This is a genomic window from Caballeronia calidae, assembly GCF_900044055.2.
GTDB classification, from domain to species: domain Bacteria; phylum Pseudomonadota; class Gammaproteobacteria; order Burkholderiales; family Burkholderiaceae; genus Caballeronia; species Caballeronia calidae.
This window is the reverse complement of record NZ_FCOX02000009.1, coordinates 134,793-159,968: the sequence shown is the minus strand read 5'-3', so window position 1 is coordinate 159,968 and position 25,176 is coordinate 134,793. Positions and strand designations below refer to the sequence as shown.

At 57.3% G+C, this 25,176-nt stretch carries 21 protein-coding genes; 2 read left to right on the top strand and 19 right to left on the bottom strand.

The features are described 5' to 3' along the window. Positions 1-42: 42 nt before the first annotated feature. From AWB78_RS11780 to AWB78_RS11735, 10 genes are all read right to left on the bottom strand, one after another. A complete protein-coding gene (locus tag AWB78_RS11780; protein WP_062604747.1) occupies positions 43-768 on the bottom strand; it encodes a GntR family transcriptional regulator in 726 nt (241 codons plus the stop codon). Positions 769-839: 71 nt separating this feature from the next. Further along, positions 840-1,430, bottom strand: a complete 591-nt coding sequence (locus AWB78_RS43405; protein ID WP_074173427.1) for a dimethylsulfonioproprionate lyase family protein — start codon at positions 1,428-1,430, stop codon at positions 840-842. Between the two features lie 187 nt (positions 1,431-1,617). Then, positions 1,618-2,619 (bottom strand): 4-hydroxyproline epimerase, encoded by a 1,002-nt coding sequence (locus tag AWB78_RS11770; RefSeq protein ID WP_062604745.1) that lies wholly within the window; start codon positions 2,617-2,619, stop codon positions 1,618-1,620. Between the two features lie 134 nt (positions 2,620-2,753). Beyond that, on the bottom strand, positions 2,754-3,524 hold the full coding sequence (locus AWB78_RS11765) for an NAD(P)-binding domain-containing protein (RefSeq protein ID WP_062604744.1): 771 nt from the start codon (positions 3,522-3,524) through the stop codon (positions 2,754-2,756). A gap of 169 nt (positions 3,525-3,693) precedes the next feature. Beyond that, entirely contained in the window at positions 3,694-4,575 is an 882-nt protein-coding gene (locus tag AWB78_RS11760) for a glycine betaine ABC transporter substrate-binding protein (protein ID WP_062604743.1), read from the bottom strand. A 65-nt stretch (positions 4,576-4,640) separates the two neighbouring features. Then, positions 4,641-5,531 (bottom strand): ABC transporter permease, encoded by an 891-nt coding sequence (locus AWB78_RS11755; protein ID WP_061170530.1) that lies wholly within the window; start codon positions 5,529-5,531, stop codon positions 4,641-4,643. Beyond that, the gene (locus tag AWB78_RS11750) at positions 5,528-6,817 is read right to left on the bottom strand and encodes a quaternary amine ABC transporter ATP-binding protein (protein ID WP_062604742.1); all 1,290 of its coding nucleotides are present in this window, start codon (positions 6,815-6,817) and stop codon (positions 5,528-5,530) included. Before AWB78_RS11750 ends, AWB78_RS11755 begins: the two co-directional genes overlap by 4 nt. Positions 6,818-7,326: 509 nt before the next feature. Beyond that, a complete protein-coding gene (locus AWB78_RS11745) occupies positions 7,327-8,652 on the bottom strand; it encodes an NAD(P)/FAD-dependent oxidoreductase (protein ID WP_062604741.1) in 1,326 nt (441 codons plus the stop codon). Between the two features lie 14 nt (positions 8,653-8,666). Next, entirely contained in the window at positions 8,667-9,560 is an 894-nt protein-coding gene (locus tag AWB78_RS11740) for a dihydrodipicolinate synthase family protein (protein ID WP_062604740.1), read from the bottom strand. Between the two features lie 415 nt (positions 9,561-9,975). Further along, positions 9,976-10,992, bottom strand: a complete 1,017-nt coding sequence (locus AWB78_RS11735; RefSeq protein WP_232477670.1) for a helix-turn-helix domain-containing protein — start codon at positions 10,990-10,992, stop codon at positions 9,976-9,978. Positions 10,993-11,329: 337 nt separating this feature from the next. Between AWB78_RS11735 and AWB78_RS11730 the strand changes: the two genes are divergently transcribed. Beyond that, positions 11,330-11,905 carry a LexA family protein gene (locus AWB78_RS11730; protein WP_232477669.1) on the top strand — a complete coding sequence of 192 codons (576 nt, stop codon included), beginning with the start codon at positions 11,330-11,332 and terminating at the stop codon, positions 11,903-11,905. Between the two features lie 618 nt (positions 11,906-12,523). On the opposite strand, the gene AWB78_RS11725 is transcribed toward AWB78_RS11730, so the two are convergent. The 9 genes from AWB78_RS11725 to AWB78_RS46470 all read right to left on the bottom strand — a co-directional run bounded on the left by AWB78_RS11725 (position 12,524) and on the right by AWB78_RS46470 (position 23,363). Continuing rightward, complete coding sequence (locus tag AWB78_RS11725) at positions 12,524-12,865, bottom strand: hypothetical protein (protein ID WP_062604738.1); 342 nt, start codon at positions 12,863-12,865, stop codon at positions 12,524-12,526. Between the two features lie 196 nt (positions 12,866-13,061). Beyond that, positions 13,062-14,381: a type II toxin-antitoxin system HipA family toxin gene (locus AWB78_RS11720; RefSeq protein WP_062604737.1), complete on the bottom strand. Its 1,320-nt coding sequence runs from the start codon at positions 14,379-14,381 to the stop codon at positions 13,062-13,064. Positions 14,382-14,903: 522 nt separating this feature from the next. Further along, positions 14,904-15,371 (bottom strand): hypothetical protein, encoded by a 468-nt coding sequence (locus tag AWB78_RS46475; protein ID WP_157697476.1) that lies wholly within the window; start codon positions 15,369-15,371, stop codon positions 14,904-14,906. A gap of 117 nt (positions 15,372-15,488) precedes the next feature. Further along, positions 15,489-16,544, bottom strand: coding sequence for a BPSL0761 family protein (locus AWB78_RS11710; protein WP_157697474.1), 1,056 nt, complete (start codon positions 16,542-16,544; stop codon positions 15,489-15,491). A gap of 56 nt (positions 16,545-16,600) precedes the next feature. Further along, a complete protein-coding gene (locus AWB78_RS11705; protein ID WP_062604734.1) occupies positions 16,601-16,897 on the bottom strand; it encodes a hypothetical protein in 297 nt (98 codons plus the stop codon). Between the two features lie 283 nt (positions 16,898-17,180). After that, the gene (locus tag AWB78_RS11700) at positions 17,181-18,848 is read right to left on the bottom strand and encodes a recombinase family protein (protein ID WP_062604733.1); all 1,668 of its coding nucleotides are present in this window, start codon (positions 18,846-18,848) and stop codon (positions 17,181-17,183) included. Positions 18,849-20,774: 1,926 nt separating this feature from the next. Further along, the gene (gene repC, locus AWB78_RS11695) at positions 20,775-21,770 is read right to left on the bottom strand and encodes a replication protein C, IncQ-type (RefSeq protein WP_062604732.1); all 996 of its coding nucleotides are present in this window, start codon (positions 21,768-21,770) and stop codon (positions 20,775-20,777) included. Next, on the bottom strand, positions 21,767-22,693 hold the full coding sequence (locus tag AWB78_RS11690; RefSeq protein ID WP_063958959.1) for a helicase RepA family protein: 927 nt from the start codon (positions 22,691-22,693) through the stop codon (positions 21,767-21,769). Before AWB78_RS11690 ends, repC begins: the two co-directional genes overlap by 4 nt. A 418-nt stretch (positions 22,694-23,111) precedes the next feature. Further along, a complete protein-coding gene (locus AWB78_RS46470; protein ID WP_157697472.1) occupies positions 23,112-23,363 on the bottom strand; it encodes a hypothetical protein in 252 nt (83 codons plus the stop codon). Positions 23,364-23,567: 204 nt separating this feature from the next. On the opposite strand from AWB78_RS46470, the gene AWB78_RS11680 reads away from it, so the two are divergent. Further along, complete coding sequence (locus AWB78_RS11680; RefSeq protein ID WP_062604729.1) at positions 23,568-25,118, top strand: DUF2779 domain-containing protein; 1,551 nt, start codon at positions 23,568-23,570, stop codon at positions 25,116-25,118. The last annotated feature ends 58 nt before the right edge of the window (positions 25,119-25,176 follow it).

The window sequence follows — 25,176 nt, the reverse complement described above, 5'->3', positions numbered from 1 at the left end:
AGGAATCTCGGTTCAAAACAAGTCGCTGACTTGGCCTGCTGACTAGAACTCCAACGGCACGCTGATTCCTTCAGGAGCTACATACGAAGCCAAGTGTTGACGCGACGTCTGAAGAAGCTCGTTCACCGCTTCTGAGGCCCGTTCAGAATCACGCTGTTCAATAGCTTCGATGATTGCTTCATGCCGCTGCACCGCCTCCGAAAGGTTGCGGACCATCTGCTCGTTGCGTGGCCGGAAGAACGCTCTTCCGAGCCTGGCATGGTCAATCAGCAAACGGCGCAAACTTGGAGCGAGGTAAGGGTTTTGTGCCATCTCTCCGATTGACGACAGGAACTCCACGTTTCGCAACAAAGAGTCGTCAGCGTTTTTGTCATTCACAGCCGTTCGAAACTGTTCGTGAATTGCTTTCAAATGTTCGACGCCCGCTCGCGTCGCATGCTCAGCTGCCAGCTTGACCGTGGATATGAAAACGAGCGGTGCAGCCAGGAAGTAATCGCGCAATCGCTTGTAGTCCATCGATGCGACACGAGGAGCACGATTCGCCTGAAGTTCGATGTACCCCTCTGCAGACATCTGGTGCATCAACTCCCGCACTGGAGGCCGCGAAAGACCGAACTCCTCAGTGAGTGCGAGTTCGTCCAAGGTCGAGCCCGGCGCCAACTTCATAGTGAGAATCCGGTGCCGCAAGACCTGTCCAAGAGCAGCTTTGCGGTCGCGAGGCGAGGCCTGCTCGTCGTGCCACTCAATGACAGTTGAAACACCCTTCATTCAATCCCCCGTCGGCCGCCGATGTGCGCAATCCAAGTTCGAACAAGACGCTGGCTGCTACGGAACACTCGTCACACCAGCAAACACCACACTGCGAGAAATGGCACTTCGCCTGAGCGCATCGCGTGGATACTGAACGGGCTGTTGTGGATTCCACCTCCCAACCCGGGCGAGAACCAGTCGCCACCTTCCTGGAGGAATTCGCCCTCCGTAAAAAGCACGTACGCTTCCTGTGGTGGGTGGTTGTGGTCGGGATATCGAACGCGCGGCGCCATCACTGTGAATCCGAGCTGCACGTCGTAGCGGCTCTCTGCACCGCCAGGTCCACAAATAATCCCGTGGACGTGGCTATCGACATACCCCGGACTTCCGTTCTCACCTGAGGTACGACGATTCCAACCTACGACGGGGACCAACGCTTGAATTGCACGCGCAGCGACCCCGAGGTCCGTCTGGCGCTCAACCACCGGAGCGAGCGCCTCATCTATCCACGCAGCAGCCGGGAAGTGAGCGTGCAGTCGATGTCCGTCGTCGGACGGGCCTCGAAGCCGTTCGAATACACGGGCCGCAACGAGACGTCCTTCAGCCGGAAGCATTTCTGACTGAAACAGCTTTTCAGCGATGCGGACAAACACTTCCACGTCTTCAGGTCGAGTGACCATGGTCGATGATTTCAGCGGTTCGGACTTAGGAAGCGAGGAGGTGCGCTCGTCGACTGGCCCCAAGCGCAGACCGGGGCGTGACGCGCCTGTCTAGCTTGAGGCACAGCAGGGAAGCACCCTCGCCAAAGCAACCAACCCTTAGCCTCGCGCCGTCTGCTTCTATTCGCGAAAGCAAAGTTGGTGACGCTTACGGAAGTTGGAATCCGTGTGCGAGCGGGTCGCGGTCGTCGATGAAAATCGTGTTGTAGCCGTAGACGCGCGCCCAGCCCGCGACACTGGGACGAACGCCGTCGAAGCTTCCTACGCTCATTCGCTGTTCTGCTCGACAGTTGAACGTCGTGCCCGTGAAGCTCTCGTGAACGAAGGTCTCGCCGATTGCGAGTTGCCCGCGAGCAACGAGCTGAGCGACGCGCGCGGATGAGCCCGTGCCGCAGGGCGAACGGTCGATTGCCTTGTCACCATAGAACACAGCGTTACGAGCGGATGCGGACGCCGACTTCGGCTTGTCGCACCACATCACATGATGAATTCCGCTGATGCGGTCATCTTCCGGGTGCACCGGCGTGATTGCCTTGCGTGCGGCGTCCCGGACCAGATTGCTCATCCGAACCAGGTCGTCGGTCTTCAGACCGTCCAGCCCTTGATAGTTTTCTTGCGGCTCGACGATGGCGTAGTAGTTGCCGCCATATGACACGTCGATTTTCAGCTTCCCAATCTGGGGCACGTCAAGGACGATATCCTTGGCGTGGAGATAGCTCGCCACATTGAAGAACCGAACCTCGTCGACGTACGCGCCGTTGCGAACGTACTCGATATCGACCCGGCCGGCCGGCGTTTCAAGCGCGATGCGTCCTTCTTCCTTCGGAACCACAAGGCCTTCTTCGATGGCCACAGTTACCGTGCCGATGGTGCCCGCGCCACACATCGGCAGGCAGCCGCTTACTTCGATGAAAAGCACACCGACGTCACAATCGTCGCGCGACGAGGGGTAGAGAATCGAGCCCGACATCGCGTCGTGACCACGCGGTTCAAACATAAGACCTCGACGGACCCAGTCGAACTTTTCCTGGAAGATGATGCGCTTTTCCGCCATCGACACGTTCGGCAACATCGGAGCACCGCCAGCCACGACACGAACCGGGTTGGCGCACGCATGCGAGTCAACGATGAAGAATGTATTGCGAGCCATTTTGCGTCCTTACAGATTAGGTAAATCGCTGCGGCATCGACCGCAACTTCTTGCGTTAGGGTGTCTGTCTGTAGTTCCCAGCTGAGCCACTCGTCTCAGCCTAGAAGAGGAGTGTCATTCGAGCGTTTGTTGCGCTAGCCAGGCTCCTTCTCAGTCAGCAATTCGAATACAGCTTCGCTGGCAGTCTTCCAGGCAGCATTCGCTCCGAGGCCATTCAAGACCTCCAGTCCTTGTGCCGTGTAGGTGCCGGGCAGCGCTATTGCTGCGCCAATTTCCCGAAGCTCAGTCGGCTGCTTGTGCCGGGAATAAGCTACGCAATCCTCGACACTACTGAACGCAAGTTCCCGAGCTTGCTGTGCGGTCAACCCTTTCTTCACAAACCACTGCTCGAGTTCGTGGAATAAGAAATAGAACCATCCGTTCATGCATGCTCCGACTGTGGCAAGCTCGAAATGCACTTCGGTGTTGAGCGATACAACATTCCCGAGCGATGAAAGTAATGTCTCGGCAGGAGAGTCAGGGGGATAAACCGCCACCGTCGACCGGTTGATTTCCGACGCTGCCGACAGCATCGCGCGACTGCAGTTCTCGGTTCCGAATAGCTTCTTCAGTTCACTCACCGGCACGCCTGTCACGACTGAGACGAGCGCTTGATAAGGCTTGAAAGAAACCTGCGCTGCGAGTTCAGCAACCTGGCTCGGTCGCACCCCAATCAGGACAACGTCCGCTGTATCCACAACATCCTGGTTGCTCGCGAGCAGCGTGCATCCCACATCCTTCGCCAGAGCTTCAGCTCGCTCACGATTGCGCGGAGCAAGAAGAAGTTCGATGCCACTCTTGCTCCGATACAGTCCCCGAACCATCTTCTCTGTCAGGTCACCAACTCCCAGCACACCGAGTTTCATCGCTAACCTCGCCGCGTTTATGGAAGGCAGGGGCGGCGTCGACGAGGCCGCTCGACCTTGTACGAACTCGCATGTCCCCGGCCTTTGATACTTGACCAGCTGCTTTAGGGCTCCCTGTTAGGGCGGGCGCGACCTCGGCCACGGCCCCCGTCGAACTAGGGCGTCACACTTATTGCGCCAACCAGGCCTTCACACGGTCCGGATGGGCGTCCACCCATTTCTTCGCGGCAGCCGGGAAATTGTTGGAGTTGACACCATCGAACTGAACTGCCTCGACTTCTTGAAGATTGATGTCGTAATGCTTGAAGAACGCATAAGCGCGCGGGTTCTTGCTGGCAAACTGCTTCGATGCGAAAGCGTGAATTTGCTCGTCGCCGCCCATGGCGCCCTTCGGGTCTTTCAGGTAGCGCATCTTGTACTTCTGAAACAGCCAATGCGGGCTGAAGACGGTAGCCACAATCCACTGCTTGCTGGCATATGCGCGCTGGAGAGAGGCCAGCATGCCCGCTTCGCTTGAAGACTGAAGGTTGTAGCCGTCGAGGTTGTAAGCCTTCATCGCCTTCTCCGACGTTTGCATTTCGCCGGTGCCGGGCTCAACGCCCGTGATAGTCGAATGAAGCTTCGACTTCACATCTGGCTTGTTTAAATCGGCGAATGAGTCCAGCTCCGAGGCGGGCACGTAGTCGGGAACTGCCCAGCCGATTTTTCCACCCGTGTAGATGACGCGTACGTCGTCCAAGTTGTCTTTGTACTTCTCGTAGTAGTTGTGGTGCGTGATGGGCATCCAGCCGCCGACCATGATGTCGACGTCGTTTCGGGCGAGGCCTTGGTACTGGACTCCGAGGTCGGCATTCACGAACTGAACGGGAATGTTGAGCTTCGTTTCCAGGACATACTTCGCCACGTTTGCTACCGCCTGAACGTCGGCGAAGTTTGCAACAGTGATTTTGACCGGGTCCGCTGCGACCGCAGACGTTGCGCCGACGGACATCGCAAGTGCGACAGGCGCGAGAAATTTCGCCGCAATATTCCTGAAGGTACTAGCTTTCATCGAGGGTTCCTCTTTCAAACGTGTGGTTTGGATTTCAGACTATTTGCGCCGCAATGCCCCGCGCCTCAGGTTCCTACTGTCTTGCTGGCAGTAGCCGCCTTCGTCGAGCTGCTTGCCACCTTCTTCTTTGCCTTCTTCGCCTTTACACCGAAGCTCTCAGTGAGGCGGTCCAGGATGATGGCGAGAAGCACGACGCCCAAGCCGCCTTCGAAACCGATACCGATGTCGAGTCGCTGGATGCCGCTGAGAACGTATTCGCCCAGCCCACCGGCCCCAATCATCGAGGCAATTACAACCATCGACAGAGCCATCATGATTGTTTGGTTCACGCCAGCCATGATGGAAGGCAACGCGTTAGGCAACTGGATTTTCCAGAGGAGCTGTGCATCTGTGCTTCCGAAAGACCGGCCTGCTTCGATGAGTTCCTCGCGCACCTGACGGATGCCGAGGGTCGTCAGTCGCACGACGGGGGGCATCGAAAACACGATGGTTGCGATGACTGCGGGAACGCGCCCCAGCCCGAACAGAACCACTGCGGGGATGAGATATACGAAAGGCGGCATCGTCTGCATGAAGTCAAGCACTGAACGGAGCACGACCTCGACCCGCTTATTGCGCGCACCCCAGATGCCCAGCGGCACACCAACGAGCAGGCTGATTACAGTAGCGGCGATGACGAGCGCGAGCGAAGAGACGGTTTGCGGCCAAAGGTTCATGTACTGAATGACCCACAGGGCGGCCCCAACGAAAGCAGAAAAGATAACGCCCCGGCGCCACAGCGCGAGTGCCATCAGGAAGATGAGCATTGCGAGAAAGGGCACTGCCGCGAGACCGCCTTCCAGGACTTTTACGACAGCACCAAGCGCGGCGGAGAACCCGTCGAAGCCGCCACGGAAGTGGTCGAATAGGAAATTGACGAAATTTTCGGCGAACTGTCCGATAAGAGAGGAATTCATTCTGCTGCCCTCCGTTGCATTACTTGCTTGAGAATGGTTCGGCACGAAACGACACCGGCCAGGCGGCCTTGCTCGTCGACAACGGGGACGTCATGCTCTTGCGCCAGTGCGATTGCGGAAAGCTGATGCAAATCGGCCGTGAGAGGGACGGCCGCGACGTCGTTCAGGATTGCGTCTCGAATCGGGCGCTTCCCGTTCTTGTGCACCGTGGCAGGCGTTACGCAACCCTGGAAGCGGCCTGCCTCATCGCAGACGAATCCGCAATCAACGCCGCTATCAATCAATTCGTTTAAGAATCGGTCAGCCGGCGCCGCCGAATCGCACTTGATGAGTCCTCGGTTCACCTTTGTCATCAGGCCGGAAGCCTCCAAGAACCGAGATACGTCGACATTGCGGAAGAAGTCACGCACGTAGTCGTCGATGGGCGACTGAATGAGCTCAGCAGGCGTTCCCACCTGAATCAGACGGCCGTCCTTCATAATTCCGATGCGCCCGCCGATTTTCACGGCTTCTTCGATATCGTGCGAGATGAAGACAATGGTGCGCTGCTCTTCCTTCTGAAGGCGAAGCAACTCGTTCTGCATCTCAAAACGGATGAGAGGGTCGAGCGCGGAGAAGGCTTCGTCCATCAAGAGCACTGAAGGATTTACAGCCAATGCGCGCGCAAGACCGACCCGCTGCTGCATGCCGCCCGAAAGCTCACTCGGAAGGAGCTTCTCGTAGGAGCCAAGACCCACCCGCGTGAGCGCCGCCCGGGCTGTTTCGTAACGTTGAGACTTCTTCTGCCCTGCAACTTCCAACCCGTAGGCGATGTTGTCGATAACGGTACGGTTCGGCAGAAGAGCGAACGACTGAAATACCATGGCCATTTTCTGACGGCGCACCGCGCGCAGTTCTGGCGTGCTCATCGGGGCGATGTCGCGGCCCTCGAGAATCACTTGACCGGATGTCGGCTCAATGAGACGGTTGAGCAGGCGGACCAGGGTCGACTTGCCGGAGCCCGAGAGACCCATAATCACGAAGATTTCGCCCGAGTTCACCGACAGGCTCACATCATCAACAGCCACCATATTGCCGGTCTGCGCGAAGATTTCGTTGCGCCCGAGCCCTTGCTTCAGCATTTGCGCCGCGCGTTCCGGCTTGGCTCCAAAAATCTTTGACAGATTTTTGACCGTCAGGATTTCGGTCGCCGAGGCTGCGACCGAGCGTGCCTTTGACTTGGCGCTGCCGTGGAGGTCGTCGGGGTTCGCTAGCGCATCCGCTGCGATACTGAGATTCGATATCATCGGGTGTTCCATCCAGCAAGTTTGAATTCCGAAAGCCCACGGACGACTGGTCACGACGCTCTGCATGCACGATGCAGTACAGCTGTAATGTCCGTAGGAGTACATATCAGATGCAATTCCAGCCAGCGTTAAGATTGTTTGGTGACCGTCCAACTCCCGTCATCTAAGGACTGGGCAATGACCTGCGCTCCTTGTCACCGAGTCAAGCGCGTGTCCCTGCAGTTGGTCGGGCTCCGAAACTCGCTATGTCATCCGTTCCGTTGATGCAAAGGTACGCAGCCATTAACGCGCGGACTATTGGATTTCGGCATCATAGGGTTTGTCCGGGTCTGTTCAGTGCGCGCGAGCTGGGCGTATCGAGCGTACGACCGCCGAGCAAATGCGGTCGCCAGACATGGTCCGGGTGCATGCGGAGTTTTTGCTGCCGAGTTGCAGTCAAGAAATGCGCAAAGCCGTCGACGACCATCGACGGCTTTGCGCGGTTCTACCCGTTGTCCCTAGGCTCTGGCTTACTCTTTCCCTGCTCGCCACTCACGAAATCCGAGGTTCGCCTTCGCGCCGATGGTGAGGAAGGGCTGTGGTGGAAGGCTTTTCGGTGCTTCGAACTGGCCAAACGCAGCAAGGAGCTCGCTCTTAATGCCAAGGATTGAATCCGCAGCGGCAATGCCCAACGCTGTCGCCTTCGTCGCCCCGACGCCGTTGCAAGCACATGCCGCGAACAGTCCCGGTTCAATTTCACCATAAGCGGGTACACCATTCCATGTGAGAGCCATAGCTCCGCCCCAACGATGCTCCATTTGCACGCCTTTGAGGGTCGGGAATCTCGCGTCGAACTTGCGGTCGTGTACACGGCCGGCACGTTCGACGTCGTTTTCGCTGATTTTCAGGCGTGGGTTGTAGGTGTACCGTGACCGAATCAAGATGCGGTCTCCTCGCTCTCCCCGGACTCGCCGAACAGTGGTACCCATTGGGAATGCGGGCGTAGCGGCCCAACTGCGGTCGCCGCCGAGCCTGGACGGACTGAACTCCTCGGTCATCGAAGCATATGTAAAGACGTGCATCAACAAGCCCCGATAGATGCCGAAGCTCTCGGCGTGCCCGTTGTTCGCCATGATGACCTTGCCTGCTGTCACCGCTCCTTCAGGAGTTTTGATGCGCCACTCTTTCCCGACCGCCTCTAAGGAGAGCGCCGGCGTCTTCTCGTAGATGTTGACTCCACCCTTGAGAGAATCCGCCAGCCCGCGAACATAAGCCGCAGGTTGGACGATGACGGTACCAGGCGTAAATATCGCCGAGGTGAATGCAGTCGTGCCAGTCACATCCGCAACCTGACGCGAGTCCAGAAGCCGATACGGCTCTTTCAAGGCATCAAGTTGCTTCGCATAAGAGGAGATATGTTCGTCACCCTGCGCGCTCATCGCGATGTTGTACTTTCCGCAAGGGTCAAAAACGTCCTTTCCCCATCCTCGCTCCTGAGCCACGTCGCTCGCAAGCTTGATGGCAGTACGGTTAATCATGATGTGGCGCCGAGTCGGGCCCGCATCGCTTCCAGCATATTCGTCGGAAGACACTTCATGGGGCAAATCGATGATAAAGCCCGAGTTGCGGCCGGCGGCTCCAGCAGCGATTTCACCCGCTTCAAGGACCGCCACACGCAGTTTCGGGTTGCACTGAGACAGGCGACGCGCAGCGGACAGCCCAGCAAAGCCCGCACCGATGATTGCGACATCGACGTTGATGGATTTGCTAAGCGATGGATTCGGCGTCCGCTTGGGCAACATCTGGACCCACCCAGACACCTTAGTGTTTTCCGGTAATTTGGTAGCTACAAACATGATGCCATCCGACCTTAAGAAACGACCTTCTCGCGCTTGACCAAGTCCTTCAACGAAGCTTGCAGTGCGTCGACCTTGCTGGAATCGAGGCGCCTGAGCGGTCGACGCGGAGCGCCTGCACCGTATCCGGTCATCTCGGCAGCGGCGTACACGGACTGAACGTATTCGCCTTCCCAAATGAGCGACATCGAGGGTTCAAGTGTCCGCCACAGTTCTCGCACTTCATCCCATTTACGTTCCTTCGCCGCGCGTACGAGTGCAACGCACGTTCTCGGCGCAAAGTTTGCACCGCCCCAAATCAGACCCTTGGCGCCGGCGTAGAGCGCGTAAGGAACAAGCGGGTCGGCACCGTTCATCACCGGAAGTCCCGTTCTCGTTAGCGAAGCCTGTTTTGCCAAGTCACCACTGCTGTCCTTGACCGTGTGGAATTGAGGAATCTCGCTCAAGCGACGGAACAACGACGGCGTAATCTCCACGCCGACCGCATGCGGGACGTTGTAGCCAATAATCGGAATGCCTGCTTCGCCGACAGCAGAATAAAAGTCGAATACGCCATCGTCGTCTGTAGGACCCTCGAAGAATGGCGGAAGAACCATGATGCCGTCAGCGCCCTGCGCGGCAGCATGCCGGGCTCGCGCAACGACGTCGTCGACCAGCAGCGCAGACGCCTGAGCGATAAGTTTTGCTCGCCCACGAATTACCTTAGAGCCCCGCTCAACCAGCTCCATCGACTCGTCTTGGGAGAGATAGACATGCATACCCGTCCCCGAGCTCAATACAAACCCATCGACGCCAGTTTCGACGTATCGCTCGAGCAGGTCTTCAAAACGACTGAAGTCGATGCTGCCGTCGGCATTGAACGGCGTGGTAACAGCCAGGTTCACTCCGGGGAATTTAAACTCGCTCATTCGCTACACCTTTTCGATTTCGTTCACGTTGACCTGACCTGCGCCGTATTGCGGGATGCGACGCGTAGCACAGTAAATGGGCCTAAACTCCGGACCCCGGCAGAAGACGTCGTTTCGTCTGTCTCATCGCAAACGACATGCAACTGCCCCTTAGCGCCTACAGTAGTTGTCCAGAGTCCGGCCGACTATTGGATTTCGGCATCTAGGGGTTTATACGGGGTACAGCTCGCATTGCGGGACCACGCGGCGAAGAAACGCGCTCGTCTGCTCTCGCGTCGACTCGCAGATTGCATCGTCAAAGCAAGGCAGAGAGTTCCGCTGGTCCGCTGAGGATGGTCGAAATCTAACGACTTCAAAGCCAGCAGCAATTCGACCTGGAAGGTCAGGTCGCATGGGAGGGAGGCGGAGTTGGCGGCTAGCGGGATACCGCTGACAGCTGTCTTAGCTTTCGCGCGGTTTCCGATGGCAGCTCACCGAACATTTTTTTGTAGTCTTGGGCGAACGCGCCGAGCTGAAAAAATCCCCATCGAAGCGCCGCCTCGGTGACAGTCTGTCCAAGTCGCAGGTCTCGTCTAACGTAGTTGAGACGTACAGCGCGCAAATATGCGGTCGGGTTGATGTCTAGCGCCAGTTGGAAAGCATTTTGGACGGTGCGACGGCTGAGCTGAAGCTGTACGCAAAGTTCGGCTATCGAAAGAGGACATGTGGCCGGGTTCTCCAATCTTTCTCTCACGAGGTTCACAGTCGCCCAATGCTTGATTGCACGGCTGGCGCTCTCGCTCAAGGTGTTGGCTTCGATTGCTTCCGATAGTCCAAAAAGTATCGTCTGCTCCATGAGCTTCGAACGAGACGAGTTTTCGAAGGCGCTCGCGGACGCGGCGGTCGAACTCGCGAGGCCAAGTTTGACGAGCTCCCGGAGGCTTTCGGCAACGTCCCCGCTCATCGGGACCACAGGCATGTGAGCCTCTTGCCGAAGCTTTTCAGCCTGGGGCCTCAGCAACGGATTCGAGAGTTGGTCGATATCAATTTCCACGTTTACGAGGACGTGCCTCTCGGGCGAGTAGAACTCGAAGTTCGGCGCACTGGAGAAGACGTGGAGACTATCGCGGTCGCTCTTCTCACCGCACATGCACGAGTGGCCCTCCAGCTCGAGCGGCACGGTCACAACAAGCCGATTTGAAGGAGTCGACCCACGAGAGAGGATGACTTTGTTACGCTGTTCGAGGACCAGTCGCACACCGCCAATCCAGGTGACCTTCACCGTACCCTCAAACCGGCCACAAGAAATCTGGGTGTAATCGAGCTTCCAGCCGTCGATTCCACGCGCTTGCTCATGGACGTCCTTGAATGTGGAAAACGCCACCTGCTCTGCGGGCAACGACATTCCATGCATTCCGAGGATGGACATCGAATCAGCAATTTGCGCGTTCATGTGGAGCCGCCGAAACTGTAAAACTACGACCTCGACTTCATAAGGGACGTCGAAAAGCGACGGCCAATACCCAGACTACTGCAGTTCCGCCTTCCTGGCGTGCCTTCGTTCGCGGCCACGTTTGTCAGCGTCAACACGACCCTGTTTCGCACAGAAGCGCAATCGACCGCCCTCACGGGCTGAATCCCTTGTCTACAAATTGTATCCGCCGTAATGCGGAGATTGTCAAGTCGGCACTTCCCGCGCTGCTTACTGAAGGTACTGTCCACCTCAGCAGAACAAGCCGCATCACAATAAGCTACAATCTCATCGAATGTTCATTCGACGAGGCGAACAAATGGGCGATGACGGCTATCTAGCGGCTTTGCGCACCTACTGGAAGCGCAACCAAGCATTTCCCAGCATGTCGAAACTTTGCGACGTTGTTGGATTGTCGAGCTCGAGCAGTGTATTCGCCCTTATTAAGCGCCTTTCGGAAGCGGGCTATCTCGAACGCGTCGACGGCCGCATCGCTCCGAATCGCCGATTCTTTGGCCGGCCGGTTATAGGCACCGTTCGAGCTGGACTCCCGGAACCGGAGGGCCAAGACCAAGCCGAGTTGCTTACGATTGACGACTATCTCGTCGACGACCCAAACCGTACCGTTCTGTGCCGGGTGCGGGGAGAATCCATGCGAGATGTCGGCCTTCTGGACGGAGACCTCGTTGTTGTCGAGAAGAATCGGCCGACAAAACACGGAGACATCGTCGTTGCGCTCGTTGATGGCGACTTGACTGTCAAGACGTTACGGCTTGACAAAGATGGGGCCTTCTATCTTGAGCCGGCCAACCCAGACTTCGCGGCGATTCGGCCTCAAGGCTCGCTGGAGATTGTTGGTGTTGTTACTGGCTCGGTGCGGAAGTACGGGAGATAGCTGCCGTTCGCGCCGCCGCGCTTCGGGCAAGTGTTGGTACCATGCGTCGACGCGATGAAGACATCAAAGCATTCGCAGGCATTGTGGAATGGATGCCTTTATTGCTGGAACGGGCCGAGAGGAACCGTGCTCCATGCACCATTGCTCCTCAGCCTGAAGGCCGCTGCGACAAGTCGCATCAGTGAGCTTGACTCGCGGCGAACCGACCCGGCGAGGCCCTTCCACTACCAAAGCGACCACCATGCGCCGAAGCTTGGAAACTGCTATCAAGCGCTTCCGATAAAGAGCCACTGGCTTCCAAAGCTGCAAAGCCTGTAACGGGCGTGCTTTCCGAGCGGCACCGGGATTTCGACCAATGGTTCCACAACTCGTGCCGCGTCGGAGCCTGACATGGCGGCAAGCCGACGCACGAGCGAAGAGCCGAAGAGTTGGCTCGATGGGCGTCGGAGATGTAGCGAGCCCGCGAACGAATTGCCTTGTACCTTGCCACTCCGCCTTGAAATGACGCGATGCGTCTCTTCGCCAACTTCGCTACTGCGGATAACGTGCTGTGTTTGGTGCGCCATAGTCGTCACCTCTGAATGAGGCAGTGGCATTTTCTAGCAGTCGTGCGCGCTGTCAGCTTTTCCACGGGTTCATGTCCTCAATGTCGACGCGCTTTTGTGGCTTTAGAGAGCCGGCCATGTCAACAATCGACAATGTTTTGGGGTACGCCTCGATGTCATAAAGTCCCGCATGGTCGCTGGCCGCTATCATCCGCCCCAATGCGGCGTGCTGCCTTCTCTTCATTTTTCTGCGGTAGGTTGCCGCCTTCTGCCGCTTCACAAATTTCTGACCACGGATGACGGTCACGGGTCGAAGAGCATGCCGCTGCATGAGCCTGCGCGCGTAGCGAGGGGATACGAACAGCAGTTGCGCTAGCTCATGAACAGACAGCAGCTCAGACGGTGATGTCTTCATTTCGGTTCTAGTCCGGGAGGGCCGCAAGCTCCAGCGAAGTAACGCGCCAGTCGGAGAGACATTTGGCGAGTCACATCGTAGCTCCTCTTCACGACATTCAGTTCCATTGCAGCTAACGCATCGGAAACTGCTGCAGTATCGAAATATACGTAGCGCCCCCCCGACGTAGGCACTGGACCGAAAGCGCCACACTCAGCTATCGAGCTTTGTGCCCGAATGGTCCGTCCGAGGCGACGTAGGGATTAACGGCCTTTCGTCTTTTACCCGAACGCGAACGGGACGGCGCCGCCTGCTCTTGCAAAGGCGCAGCGTTGCCTTTTATTGGCTTCGTATCAGGCTTGATGTCCTCGACGCCTTGCACCCAAGCGTCCAGCATTCGCTGGCCGACGTCCCTGAACTCAAGATATCGGTCGGCATATTCCTTAACCAGCGGAAGCACCTTGAGCACCGCGCTTTCTACCTGTTCGAGCGCTGCTGTCATCTCGCTGCCCGAAAGACCCAATCGGACGCCGCCGTATTCAAACAGCGCTCGACCAACGCGCCATACTTTTTTGCCTTTGAGAGGCAATGCGGGCGTGTCGTCGCGATAACGTGGGTACGCGGTGACCGTCACGATGTCGTATACGGGAGCCAAACGCGCGTCTCGACCGGTCCTGTACGTCAGCGCGTAATTCTTGAGATGCGCATCAGCGTTACGCAACGCGTAATTCAGCAGCAATAGCAAGAAGAGCTTTCGCTTACCGTCTTCCTTGTAATCGACGCCAAGAAACCGATTGCAGAGTTTTGCCAGGTCTTCGACCGTCCCTTGGTATTTGCGCGCAGGGTCGAGCCCCTTCAGGGCGCACAGGTCTTCGACTCCAAGACGTGTGTCATCCGCGCTAACATCGAAACGCCGTATCGCAAGCACCTGACCATCGTCTGAAAGGCGAGTTTCCGGGACATCTAGGCCCGTGTTTCTCGCTACCTCCAGACACAGGTACTCATTAATGCTGAGGCCCGGCAGGTCAAGGGGACCCGTCTTCAAGATGTACTCGCCGGTCTCCTTGGTCGAGCTCACCTCGCATGACGCCAGCGCTTTAGGCATGACGCCCGAAACTCCCTCGGTGATTCTAGCCTCAAGGTGTTTGAGCAGGTGGTCTCTGGAGTCCGTACTCGCCAGAAGCCTAGCCATGTCGAAGTTCGACTCTGTCCTGTCAAGCGCGGCCCCGTGCGGGATTGCTCTCACTCGTCCGACTGTGTTTGCGCCCGTTAGCGCGAGAAGATTCATTTCGCCCAAGTCCGCGCGCAGCCCGAACTTCTGGCGGATGATGTCCTTCTTGTAGCCTTCCGGCAAATTCATCTGGAACGAAGGCATGATGCCGCCGACGCACGTGTACGAGTCGCTTCGTACCGGCATGAGTAGCGAGACGACATCGGCCGTCGAAGTCTCGGGCAGATAGGTGAAGACGCAAGTTTGAGCCTCTTCTGAGAGCGTCCCCACCAATGTGGTGTTGCAGTACATGTCGAGTACGGCCATGAGCTATTTGCCTTTTCCAGAGGTCTTCACGCTGGCATCGGGACGCGGACGCGCCGCCGGGACTCTTTCTATCGAAGCACTAGCGCCAGTTCGGACGGACTGACCCCTTCGAAGCCTCTAAGTAGTCCTAGCAAATGCACGCCTACGACGACAATGACGATGCTAACTCGGGCGCCCCTTCCCAATCCACGCCTGGACCTCACCCATCGGAAGACGAAACCGGGCGCAGTTGTATATCTGCAGATGCTCCAGTTCCGACCTCAGTAGACTCCTGAATAAGGCGGCATCGGCCTCTGGCACCGCAACATGCTCTACCGCCTCGTCGAACTTGGAACCAAACAAAACAACATCTCGAATCGCATCGCCTAGGTGATAACGAAGCCTGAGCCGAGCTGCGATACTTGGCTGGGAGAATTCGTTCATCGCTTGCTCCGATTCGCTCGCGGAAGTGCCCCTCCGAATTGTTGTATACCAGCAGCGAAGCCGGCTTCGCGTAGAGCTAGCTGGGCGGCAACTTCTCGCTCATCGAGAGCTGAAGAACATCGCGCGTAATAAATTGAGCACGATATCCCACACGCCGTCCGTTTCCCGGCATGTAACGTTGTCGACGTAATCAGACTCACGGCCGGAATCTTCGCCTAGCATCAGTATTGCTCCAGAAGCCCGCCGACATTCGTAATGGATGTCCATCTTGGCTACAAATTCGCCTGCTGGCTCATTCGGGTATGGGGCCCTGCCGACATAAATCGTCATAGTCCTGCTGGTTTTCGCCCGTGGTTCCATGGGGTAATACCACCGAGACAGTGCACTGAGGTTTGCGAGCATCGCTGCGAGCAGGCATCTGCCTCTAGATGCATAGACTCTTCGCATATCGGCGCTAATGCAGCCGTGTGCAACGGAAAGCGGCTGAGAATCGTCAACTACCTCGCATTTGCCGGAATAAGCACAGGCTTCCCAGTAGAGGAAGACGTCGTCAAAGCCTTCGCTCATCGTCGCTCCCTCTTGTCCGAATTATCGCGTTTGACATCTGGTCTTTAGGACCGACGAGTGCATCACTCATCCGAAGCTCCGTGCGTGGTCTCGGCGGCTCGCGCCATTCGCTTGAGGCTAACGGAGCCCACGGTTCAACAAATCCGAAAATATTGCGCGCATCGCCTCTTCTACGGTCTCGTTTCCGTCGACCTTCACCTTTATGTTGTCGTTTGCTTCAGACTGGAAGCGCTCGACGGTCACCGTCGCATAGCCACCGTCAAGGGTGAAGTACAATCTCGCACCGTCAATAGGTTCGCCCAACCCAGCTTTTGATTGAGCTACGAAAATCGTGGCTTCATTGAGTCGTTCGTAAGGGGCAGCTACGCCAGTGAATCCGTGATGTCGAAGCGTGGCGAGACTCCTTTGCCAAACGTTCTCTCGCGGGTCGAGCTCTTCAGCGCCCCGGTAGGCAGGCGCTACGTTGGCCGGCTCGAAGTTATGTTGTCCGGCATATGCCGTTATCGTCGTTCGATGCCACTCTATGGCCTCTGCCCAACTCATGCGTCTCAACAACTTGTAACGCTCGTCGTCGTTTAGGCACTCGAGTGGAGTCAGGCCGCCTAGATTGCCGCGCCGACTCGTGAGGTAGTGGAGGCGGACTACGGTCGGTGCGGGAACGAGGAGTCGGCAAACAGAAAACAGCCTCTTCCTGTTGTAGTGGCCCTCAGCAAGCAGGGCCGGAAAATACCGAAGACCATCGACGTCGATTGCAAACACGCTTCCATTAACGACGAGTCGTCGAAGCCTTGCTTCGGACAGTCCCAGGCGTCGCTGAAACTCAGCGTCGGTAACAAGTTTCCCCGCCCGAATCCTTGCTCTTAGACTCTCAATCTCGCGCTGACGGAAGTCGTCCAGAAACGACGGATGCGGGTCGTCGATGGACGATGGAATCGCAGGCAGCGACACCTTCTTCGTCAGTGGCGAAAGGCCGGCTGCATCATCCCTGGTTTCAAGCCATTTTGACTCGCCAGCAATAGCCTTTATCATCCCGTCGTCGGGATAGTGGCGCAACACGCCTGCTGCTTTCGAGCGAAGAGCGGCAGTGTTGACAGTATCCTGAAGCACGGACATGTGCTGGAGCAACTCACGTGCTCGCAGAAGCGCGATTGTTCGTTCCCGAGGCGTGGTCATGTGGTTTCTCTTACTGGTCGACGCTGAATTGACCGCAGGCACCGAAGTGCCAGACTTCACTCGTCTACGAGGTAACGAAGATTCGTGGGCCCGTTCGACAGCACGACAACTCGTTCGAGTCGCTGAACGACATCCATGCGTCCGGCTTCGACTTCGCCGCGTTCACTTTTTGGAAGGCGAAATTCATATCGCTCTCCAAAAAATGCTCCCGTTTCATGAACCCAAGCTAATTCCGGAATGAGCAGATGTGAAACTTCGTCGGACTCACCGACGTCTGCGTACGCCTCTAAGAACAACACGATGCTTTCCGGGTCAGCGCCTCTCAATGCATCCATAAGTTCACGCACAGTCATTCCGTTGCTCCACAAATCGGATACTTCCTGCGGTAGCTCTGGTGAGCCAACATCTACCGTGCGCCCCGACGCGCGCGGGTCGCCGGCGCCCTTTTCCTTAGGAAGGTTTTGAGCACGGGCTAAGGCTTTTGCACTGGATACCTAGTCTCGACCCGATACGACACGAATCGTACACGCACCGCACCTAGTGCGCGATTAGTAAAGCATCATGTTCTCCCCGCGAACGAAAGTAATTACTATTCGCAATGCAAAAAAAGCGGGGCTTATCGCCCCGCGAATCATGCTATTGAACGCTCGCTTCCAACACAGTGACGTGCCACGCCGTGGGTCGTGCGGCTCCCGTTTCTACCTGAACGGTGAAAGCCACCTTCCCTTCTAACCCAGCGAACGCGCCATCGAGACGCGCCACAGTTGCCCCAGCACATGCGACTATTTTCCATACTGATATGAAACGGGCCGGGCGCTTCGAAAGAACAATGCTCGGAAATACGCGGGACAATACAGCTCGCGTCAGCTCCGCAGGCGCGCCGCCCGTAAAGAGCATCGACACGAAATCGAGCGGATTGACCTCCACTGGCTGCCTGATGCGTTCCCCATTAAGAGATGCTGAGTACGCGGTCAACTGTGTCAGTTCATCTAGAAGGTGCTTTCGCTCTTCCTGCTGCTCGCGATACGCCCTTTCGAGGAACTCTTCGTTTCCTGGCTCCAGTCGTCGCATTCGCTGTGCAAGACTGTCAAGTTGCCTCTCTGCATGCCCAACGGCCGACCTTAACTCCTCGATTCTCAATTCGTGTCGGCCAAATAAGCTAACTTCGAGCCGCCGCCTAAATTCCTGCACACGCTCATCGTCGAAGAGGAAACGGCGAAGTATCTGCAAAAGTGCCCGTTGCAGCGCTTCAGCGGCGACATAACTGACCTGTGTCGGCGCATTAGGTTTGCCAACCCGCCGCTGTTGTGCACACTTCGAACAATGTAGGGCGGGCGAAGAACCTCCAGTTCTGAAACTCATCGTCCCACCACACACACCGCAGGTGGCGAGACCCGCGAGGACATGCCGGCCTCCGCCGCAAAATGGCCGAGAACCCGTTGGCGTGTTACATGAATGCCAAACTCTATCCTCGACAATTCGAAGTTCCGGCCGCTGATACTCGACGGGCTTGAGCGTCCGCTTCTCTCTCTTTGCTTTCGCCGTGCTATACGCGCTGCCGTGGTAGACGAACACTCCACGATAAATCGTATTGGCTAGCATCTGATGAACAGTCGCTGGCCGCCAGTACCCCTTCCCCTCACCACGCGGGCTCCGTGGACATGCCACGCCCTCGCGATTCAGCCGTTCCGCGATGGTGTTCAGCGACCGTCCTTGAAAACGCATTTGAAAAATCTCTTTAACCCATTTTGCCCTTTCTTGGTCGACTTCCCAGACCGTCCCACCTTCGTTATCCTTATCCCCCATCTTCATCGCGCGATAGCCAAAGGGAGCCTTGGCAATCATGAAGCCGCGTTCGAGTTGCCCTTGCATGCCCCGTACGACGCGATGACTTGTTTCCCGTACGAAATGGGCGGCCATTAGGCCAAAGATGCCGAATTGAAGCTGCCATCCCGGATTTAAAGTGTCAACTCCGTCGCATGAAACGAGGCGAACACGCGTTCTTTCAATGCGCTGTTCCAAGTGGGCGAACTCGAGGCTAGCGCGTGCGAGGCGAGCCACTTCGTCGACGATGATTGCTTCAAACTCGCCCTTTTCCCACGCGTGGATAAGCCTGCTATATGCTGCTCGCTTCGCGAGCTCTCTGCCTTGTCCTGTTATTGCGGCATCGACGTATATGTGTTCGTCTGCGACCGTAAATCCTAGCTCTTCCGCCTTCTGCTTCGTTCGTCGGAGCTGGTCGTCGATTGATGTTGGCCGCTGCTCTTGGTCTGAGTATCTTGCATAGATTGATGCTCGTCGCATGTTGTTCCTTGTAGATTAATCGCTGCTGCGGCGAAGTCTACGAGGAGGTCAATAAGCTCAGAAATTGGGCTTGGAATATCCATAAAACTGTCCTCTTTTTGCCTCAGCCAGACGTATAGCGAACGCGACTTGATGGCGCGTCTGATGTAAACGACACGCCAACATTAGGGAAGAGGCCTTGAAACAAGTTTCGGTATTTTTCTTGCAAGGTGTGTACGCGAGACCTTTGAAAGACTATCGAGCACGGTGAATGAGAGTTGTCGTTGGCGCGACGAGATAAGGCACTAGGGTCGCGGACGTCCTCGAAGCGCATCAAAGTCTGGACTGCCGGCGCTATAAGAATGCAGCCGTAGCTCCATCCTGCGCAGCACGGGACGTTGGGCAGTGGTGGGTCGAGAAAGCCACAGGCGCTCGTTGGCCCCTTGGGTGAGAGTTCCGCCCGTACCCAGGTGATGCCCTTCGGTCCCGCATCACTAAAAAGAACCGGTCCTCGCGAAACGAGTTAGGTCAGGCGCCGTGTTGGCGGGCGCATCCGGTCTCTGCCATGGCATCCTGCTGTATCAATCGGTCAATCGCGCGAGAACGCAACGATGTCAGCGAGCCGGAGGAACTGAACGAACGCATTCTTGGCATTGAAGAAAGCGACAGTTATCGCCCCGGGTATTCCGAGTATCGCTCTCCCTTTCACAGCGTGCACTCTTATCCAATCGAACATCGGGCAGACCGTCCACGCCGCAGGCGCGTTCGCCGTTCCACTTTAGCTTTTCACCTGCTCGACCGAGGCTTTGAGCGCTATACGCTGCATCGACGGAACATTGGGTGTCGACGGGCGACGAATGTTTGATGACGTCGCGCAAAGGGCTGCACCGGGTTTGCCAAGACTTCGTATTGTATAAGGCATCGTCATTCAAAGCTCTAAACCCGAGGGTTACATGGCCCGGCAAGTCGGACCATAGGCACATCAGAACAAGAGGCCACCGCTCAACTTCGTCCTAGGCTCATTCGAACATTCTTTCATGGTGATGGCCAGGTTAGCTTCCATGGAACATCAAGAAGCGAGCTTTTTAACGCCGAGAAGCGGCTTCCAAAACAGACTGAACTGCAAGAGAAGGCCAATCGCGGAAATTCTTCATTGCCAGAGGTACGCCATGGGACTAGTTTCCCAGCGGAGCTCTGTACGCTTCTGGCGTTCATGGCATGGCGCGGTCCAAAGACCGCTACCATGGAAGGCGGGGACCAAAGTCCCGCCGGCCGCACTCTGCCCTTGCGAGACTTCTTTCTAGAGAAAGATAGAGCGCCTCTTTGATTGGCCCGAATCTCCTGAGAAAATAATTGTTTCCTAGTTGTACGGCGTTCACCTGAAGCCGGGGTTTTGTGCGCTTGGTGCCGGGGGCATCATATGAACGCGGAAGTTTCGCCCTCTCTGTGCGTCAACCGTCGCTTTTTAAGTACGCAACTTTCTGCGGCGGACCCGCAGATGTGCCGCACGTTGACGCCGGCTTATTCCTAGCACCGTAGGTGAAACGACATACCGGTGTCGCAGTGGCGCCCTCCTCTTCAGTTTGGCCGGTCTAGTCGCGTGCCCGGCGTGCATGCCCTCCGTGCTGAAGCGCTACATGCGAGCGGACATTGTCACTGTACCCCGAGGAAGCTCTCGACAAACGTGATAGCGCCAATCTCGTCTGGCGACCGGGGGGCATCATGTGAACGCTGGACGTCCGTTATGCCGCTTCATGCCGACCGCCAAGATAGCAATCGACGTCAAGGGTGTTTGACATCTCAGAGTGCTGGAGAACTCCTTGGACACGTTGTATGCCGCGCGAGCGCGGGGCGAATACCCGGTAACTGAGCCACCTCAATATTTGCTTCCTGCGGTTCGCTGGGTAATGCGAAGAGCGCTCGCGAGCAGAATTCGAAAGTTTCCTCTCAGGCAAACAACGATGAGACGTCGACAATGACCTCGGCCGTTCTAGCCGCCGTATTGATAACGGGTCTTTCCGGCCCTTCGATGGTGCGCTTGAGAGTGCGCGCCGGCGATGCTACGCGTTCGCCCCCACGATTAGGCGACATTCGCCAGATTTCCACACGCTCCGCCCGCTCCAGTTTGAGTCCGGACCTGTCTCTAATCGTCCACGATTTCATCCCATTAATTTCGCACAGTGCAGCGCGCAACTGTTGCCTGCGCCGACGGACCGTCGCGTCTGCTACGTCTGGTTCGCACCACACGTGTCGGGCCAACGTATCCAAGTTGAAAAACATCGTCCCGCCCGGTCTGATACTTACTGACAATGCACAATGCAATGCCCGCGCGACATCTGATTTTAGAGACAGACGCTCTTGGAGCGAGACGGGTGAATATTGTTTGCCGATGAGAATTTCAGTAAGACGTGAGTTCAGCACCACTCGCACGCCGCATCCATCGCCACGCCGCCAATGAAGCAACCGCGAGCTAAATTCTTCCCGCCCAACGACCGTCCAAATCGTGACCTCGCACAATCGCATCAATTCGCGGCGTATCTGTTTCGATGCGCTGCCGCCCTCGGCCGTTCGACCACAGCGTTGTGACAATTCGGAATAGCTAACGGAGAGAGTCGCCAATACCGGCCGGCCGCCCTCGCAGAAGTCTGCCAGCGGTCGTGCCTCAGGGTCGCTGTACAGGGCAGCTTCAAGTGGCGTCCAGTCCTCCGGGCTCTCGTGCGGCCGGCCATACTGTTCCTCGGCCAGTTCAAGAAGAACTAACAGCAGCGTCTGCTCAGGAATGCCAAGTCGGTCAGGTCCGCGCAGCCGCCAAACAACTCCCCCAAACTTATATTCAGCGTCTAACTTAGGACGGACGCCGTTCCCAAGAGAACCGAACAACCCGGTGCCCGGCAGCATCGGGTCGTAGCGCACGACGCGTTTGTCTGATAGCGGCGGCGTCATCGCTTTTCCCCCGGCGTTCCCGCGCGCTTCGTGCGTGTCGCAGGCGTGCGCTTTGACAGCGCTTCCGGCAACCACAGGGCCATCGCTCCCGATTGTGGGTCTTTACGCAATACGATTGTGTCGAGGGAGCGGACGTAGTTACTCTTAGGCAGGTCGAGACGTACGAATTGCCGCAGCTCGGATTTGTCGATACCACGTTCGCTGGCAAGCGGTCCCGACACCGGAGAAAGATTGGCTTGCCAACGCACGCCATCCGTCAGCGCGGTCGACCCTCGCGATGCATATGCCTGCTCCCCTCCACCGCTTGTCATCGAAACACGATTGGCATGATGGGCGATAAGGACGGCTGCGCCCGATTCGTGGGCAAAGCGTTGGAAGGTCGTGACAATCGCAGTCATCGCAGCCGAATCGTTCTCGTCACCTTCGTGAAACCGTCGCAGTGGGTCGACAATGACTAATCGCGCGCCAATACACAGTTCGAGCAGTGCGCGATATTCCTTCGAACCGCCCGCAAAGTTTGCGAGCGAACCGTGTCCGCCCAACGGATAAATGTTCATCTGGCTGCTCAACCCCTCAAGGAGTGCCTGCCGGCATTCCCGGCTTCGACAAGCCATGTCCTCCTGTAGCTGCTGTGCCGCCCCATGCAGCCTGTGATGCATAATGACCGCCGTCTCCTCCGCAAGGAACAACACGACCCTAGCCGGCGAAGACTTTGAGCCATTCAACGCTCCACCGAGAATGGGCTGCCCGGATGCGATGGCACAGCCGATTTGAGTTAGCAGCATCGTTTTACCGGCGCCCCCGGGGGCGACCAAGACACCCAAAGTGCCAGCCAGCAGTCCTGGCAAGACATGGTCCAGAGCAGGTGGCGTTGTGAGTAAGGTATGGCGAATATCGAGCCTGAGGTCGGCGAGAGTAGTCACTGCGCGCCTCCCACAACATGCTCAGCGAGCCAGGTTTCAACATCGACGCGTCTCCAGCGGAGCAAACGCGTCCCGGGGATTTGAAGACGAGGCGGCACGGCGCGCGGATTTCGCTTGAGGTCCTTTTTGATAGTTTCTGGGCTTCGAGCAAGCAGTTCGCCGAGTTCGTGAATGTCCAGCAAGTAAGACGACATGAAATACACTCCAAGAGACGGGTTCTCCTGAGCGCGAGGGAAAGAGAAGGTTTCTCGCGTCTCCAGGTGCCACGACGTGACTTCAGGTGTATCTACGGGATTTAAACGCGCTGGCTTCGGCCACCGACTTTGGGTCGCTGATGAACGGTATCGTCCTAACGGGCGTTGGAGTACTGGCTGGACGCGACTTGAAGAGACCGTCAGTAGCCGGCCGAAGGCTCAGCTCATCGACGAAGGGCGACGCCTCGAGCTACCGTTGTTTGCGCGGCTAACGGCAGGAACGAAGCGACTAGCTTGCCGGTCGGTTGCGGCAGCAAGGCATGAATTTCGGGCGGAAAAAAGACTTGATGATTTCGCCCCGATTTCTTCCTACCTACTTCATCCAAACGGCTCTGCGGCCGCGCCGTCTCACTTATCTGTTTTCGTCCGAACTCTGTCGCCGTCTGGACGAGCAGTTGGCTGTCGACCGCCTCCATGCTTCAGTCACTGTTCACAGGGCAAAATGGCTACGGTCCGAAGACATAGTGCATCACCTGACAGGCCGACAGGAAGGACGTGGCGCGCTCAGCGCAAGCGTCTGTTGCGGGCGTATTTCCGCTCCACAGCGTGCGCTTGAAGAGACGATTTTTGTCTCGATTCAGCAATAAAATCGGTTCACCTCCTCCCTCGGGTGTGCGCAGATGGATAACAACCGCCTTTCCAAGTCGAAAATCTTGTCTGGCATTCAATGCCACAAGCGACTCTGGCTCGAGACGCACCGACGCGACTTGGCCGTGGTATCTCCTGCGAGCCAGCACATCTTCCGCATGGGGCATCTCTTCGGCGCCAAAGCGCGAGAGCTGATGGGGCCGGGCGAACTTATCCGCCACGAGCGCGATATCCGCCGGTCGCTCGCGGATACGCCGGCCGCGCTTGAGCGCGCCTCGACAGCCGGAACGACCGTCTACGAAGCAGCCTTCTCTTATCAGGACGTTGTCTCGCGCGCGGACGCGTTCTCGCCGTATCTCGGCGGATGGCATATGACGGAGTTCAAGGCGTCCACAACGAGCAAAGAATATTTCTATCTGGACTGTGCCATCCAGACTTGGGTTGCTGAAGGAGCCGGATATCCTGTGACCAAAGTGACGCTAGCCTACATCAACAACGCCTTCATCTATCCGGGCAACGGCGCATACAGCGGGCTGCTGCAAACGGAGGACGTCACCGGCAAAGTTTCGGACTTGAAAGTCTCTCTCGACGGGCTCGTCGAAGAACTGCGCGCGATGCTGGCCCAGCCGGAGCCCCGAATTCGTACGGGTGAACAGTGCTCAAAGCCGTACGAATGCCCGTTCATTGCTTATTGCCGCAGCAACGAACCGCCCAACCCCGAATTTCCGGTCGAAGTGTTTCGCCAGCCGCTTGCCAGATTGCTCCGGCAAATCGGTTACCGCGACGCGCGCGGAGTGCCCGAGATGTATCTTAAGGACGCCCGGGAGCAGCGGGTCCTGCGGTCGCTGGATGCGCCAGCGGTGAGCGTTGATGCTGTCGACCGGTCGCTGTTGAGGGCGATGCCTTATCCAAGACACTTTCTCGACTTCGAGACAGTGTCGTCCCCCGTTCCAATGTGGGCGGGCACGCGACCGTACCAATCAGTTCCTTTCCAGTTCTCCTGCCACACCGAGACCGAGACCGAGCCGGGCATCTTGGTCCATAACGAATTCATGGACGTATCGGGCAACTCGCCGGCGAAAGAGTTTGCGCGCCGCCTCATTGAAACGGTCGGCACCAAGGGCGTCATCGTGGTCTATTCGTCCTTTGAGCAAGGGCGTATTGAGGACCTGTGCAAGCTTGTCCCTGAATATCGGCAGGAATTGCGCGACATCGCGTCTCGCCTCTTTGACCTGCTTCCCGTTGTGCGCCGAGCCTACTATCACCCGACGTTGCAAGGGTCCTATTCGCTTGAGCGACTCGCGCCAACGGCGTGCCCCGACCTCAACTATTCCGACCTGAACGCAGTCATGGACGGAGGCGCCGCGCAACGTGCCTGGTGGGAACTCTCGTCTCCTGACACGCCGCCCGCGCGCCACCGCCAACTCGTTGATGACTTACTGCGCTACTGTCATGTCGACACCCTCTCGCTCGCTGCGGTGTATCGCGCCATGGAACACGGGAGAGCCGTGACGCTCGTGGAACTCGGGGAGCGCCCGACGCACACCTCGAACGTCATCTTTTCTGCGACACGTCATGTTTGATTTCCGCCGAGCCGATGAACTGGTACCGGGGGTTTCGCACCTTTAATTTGCCACACGC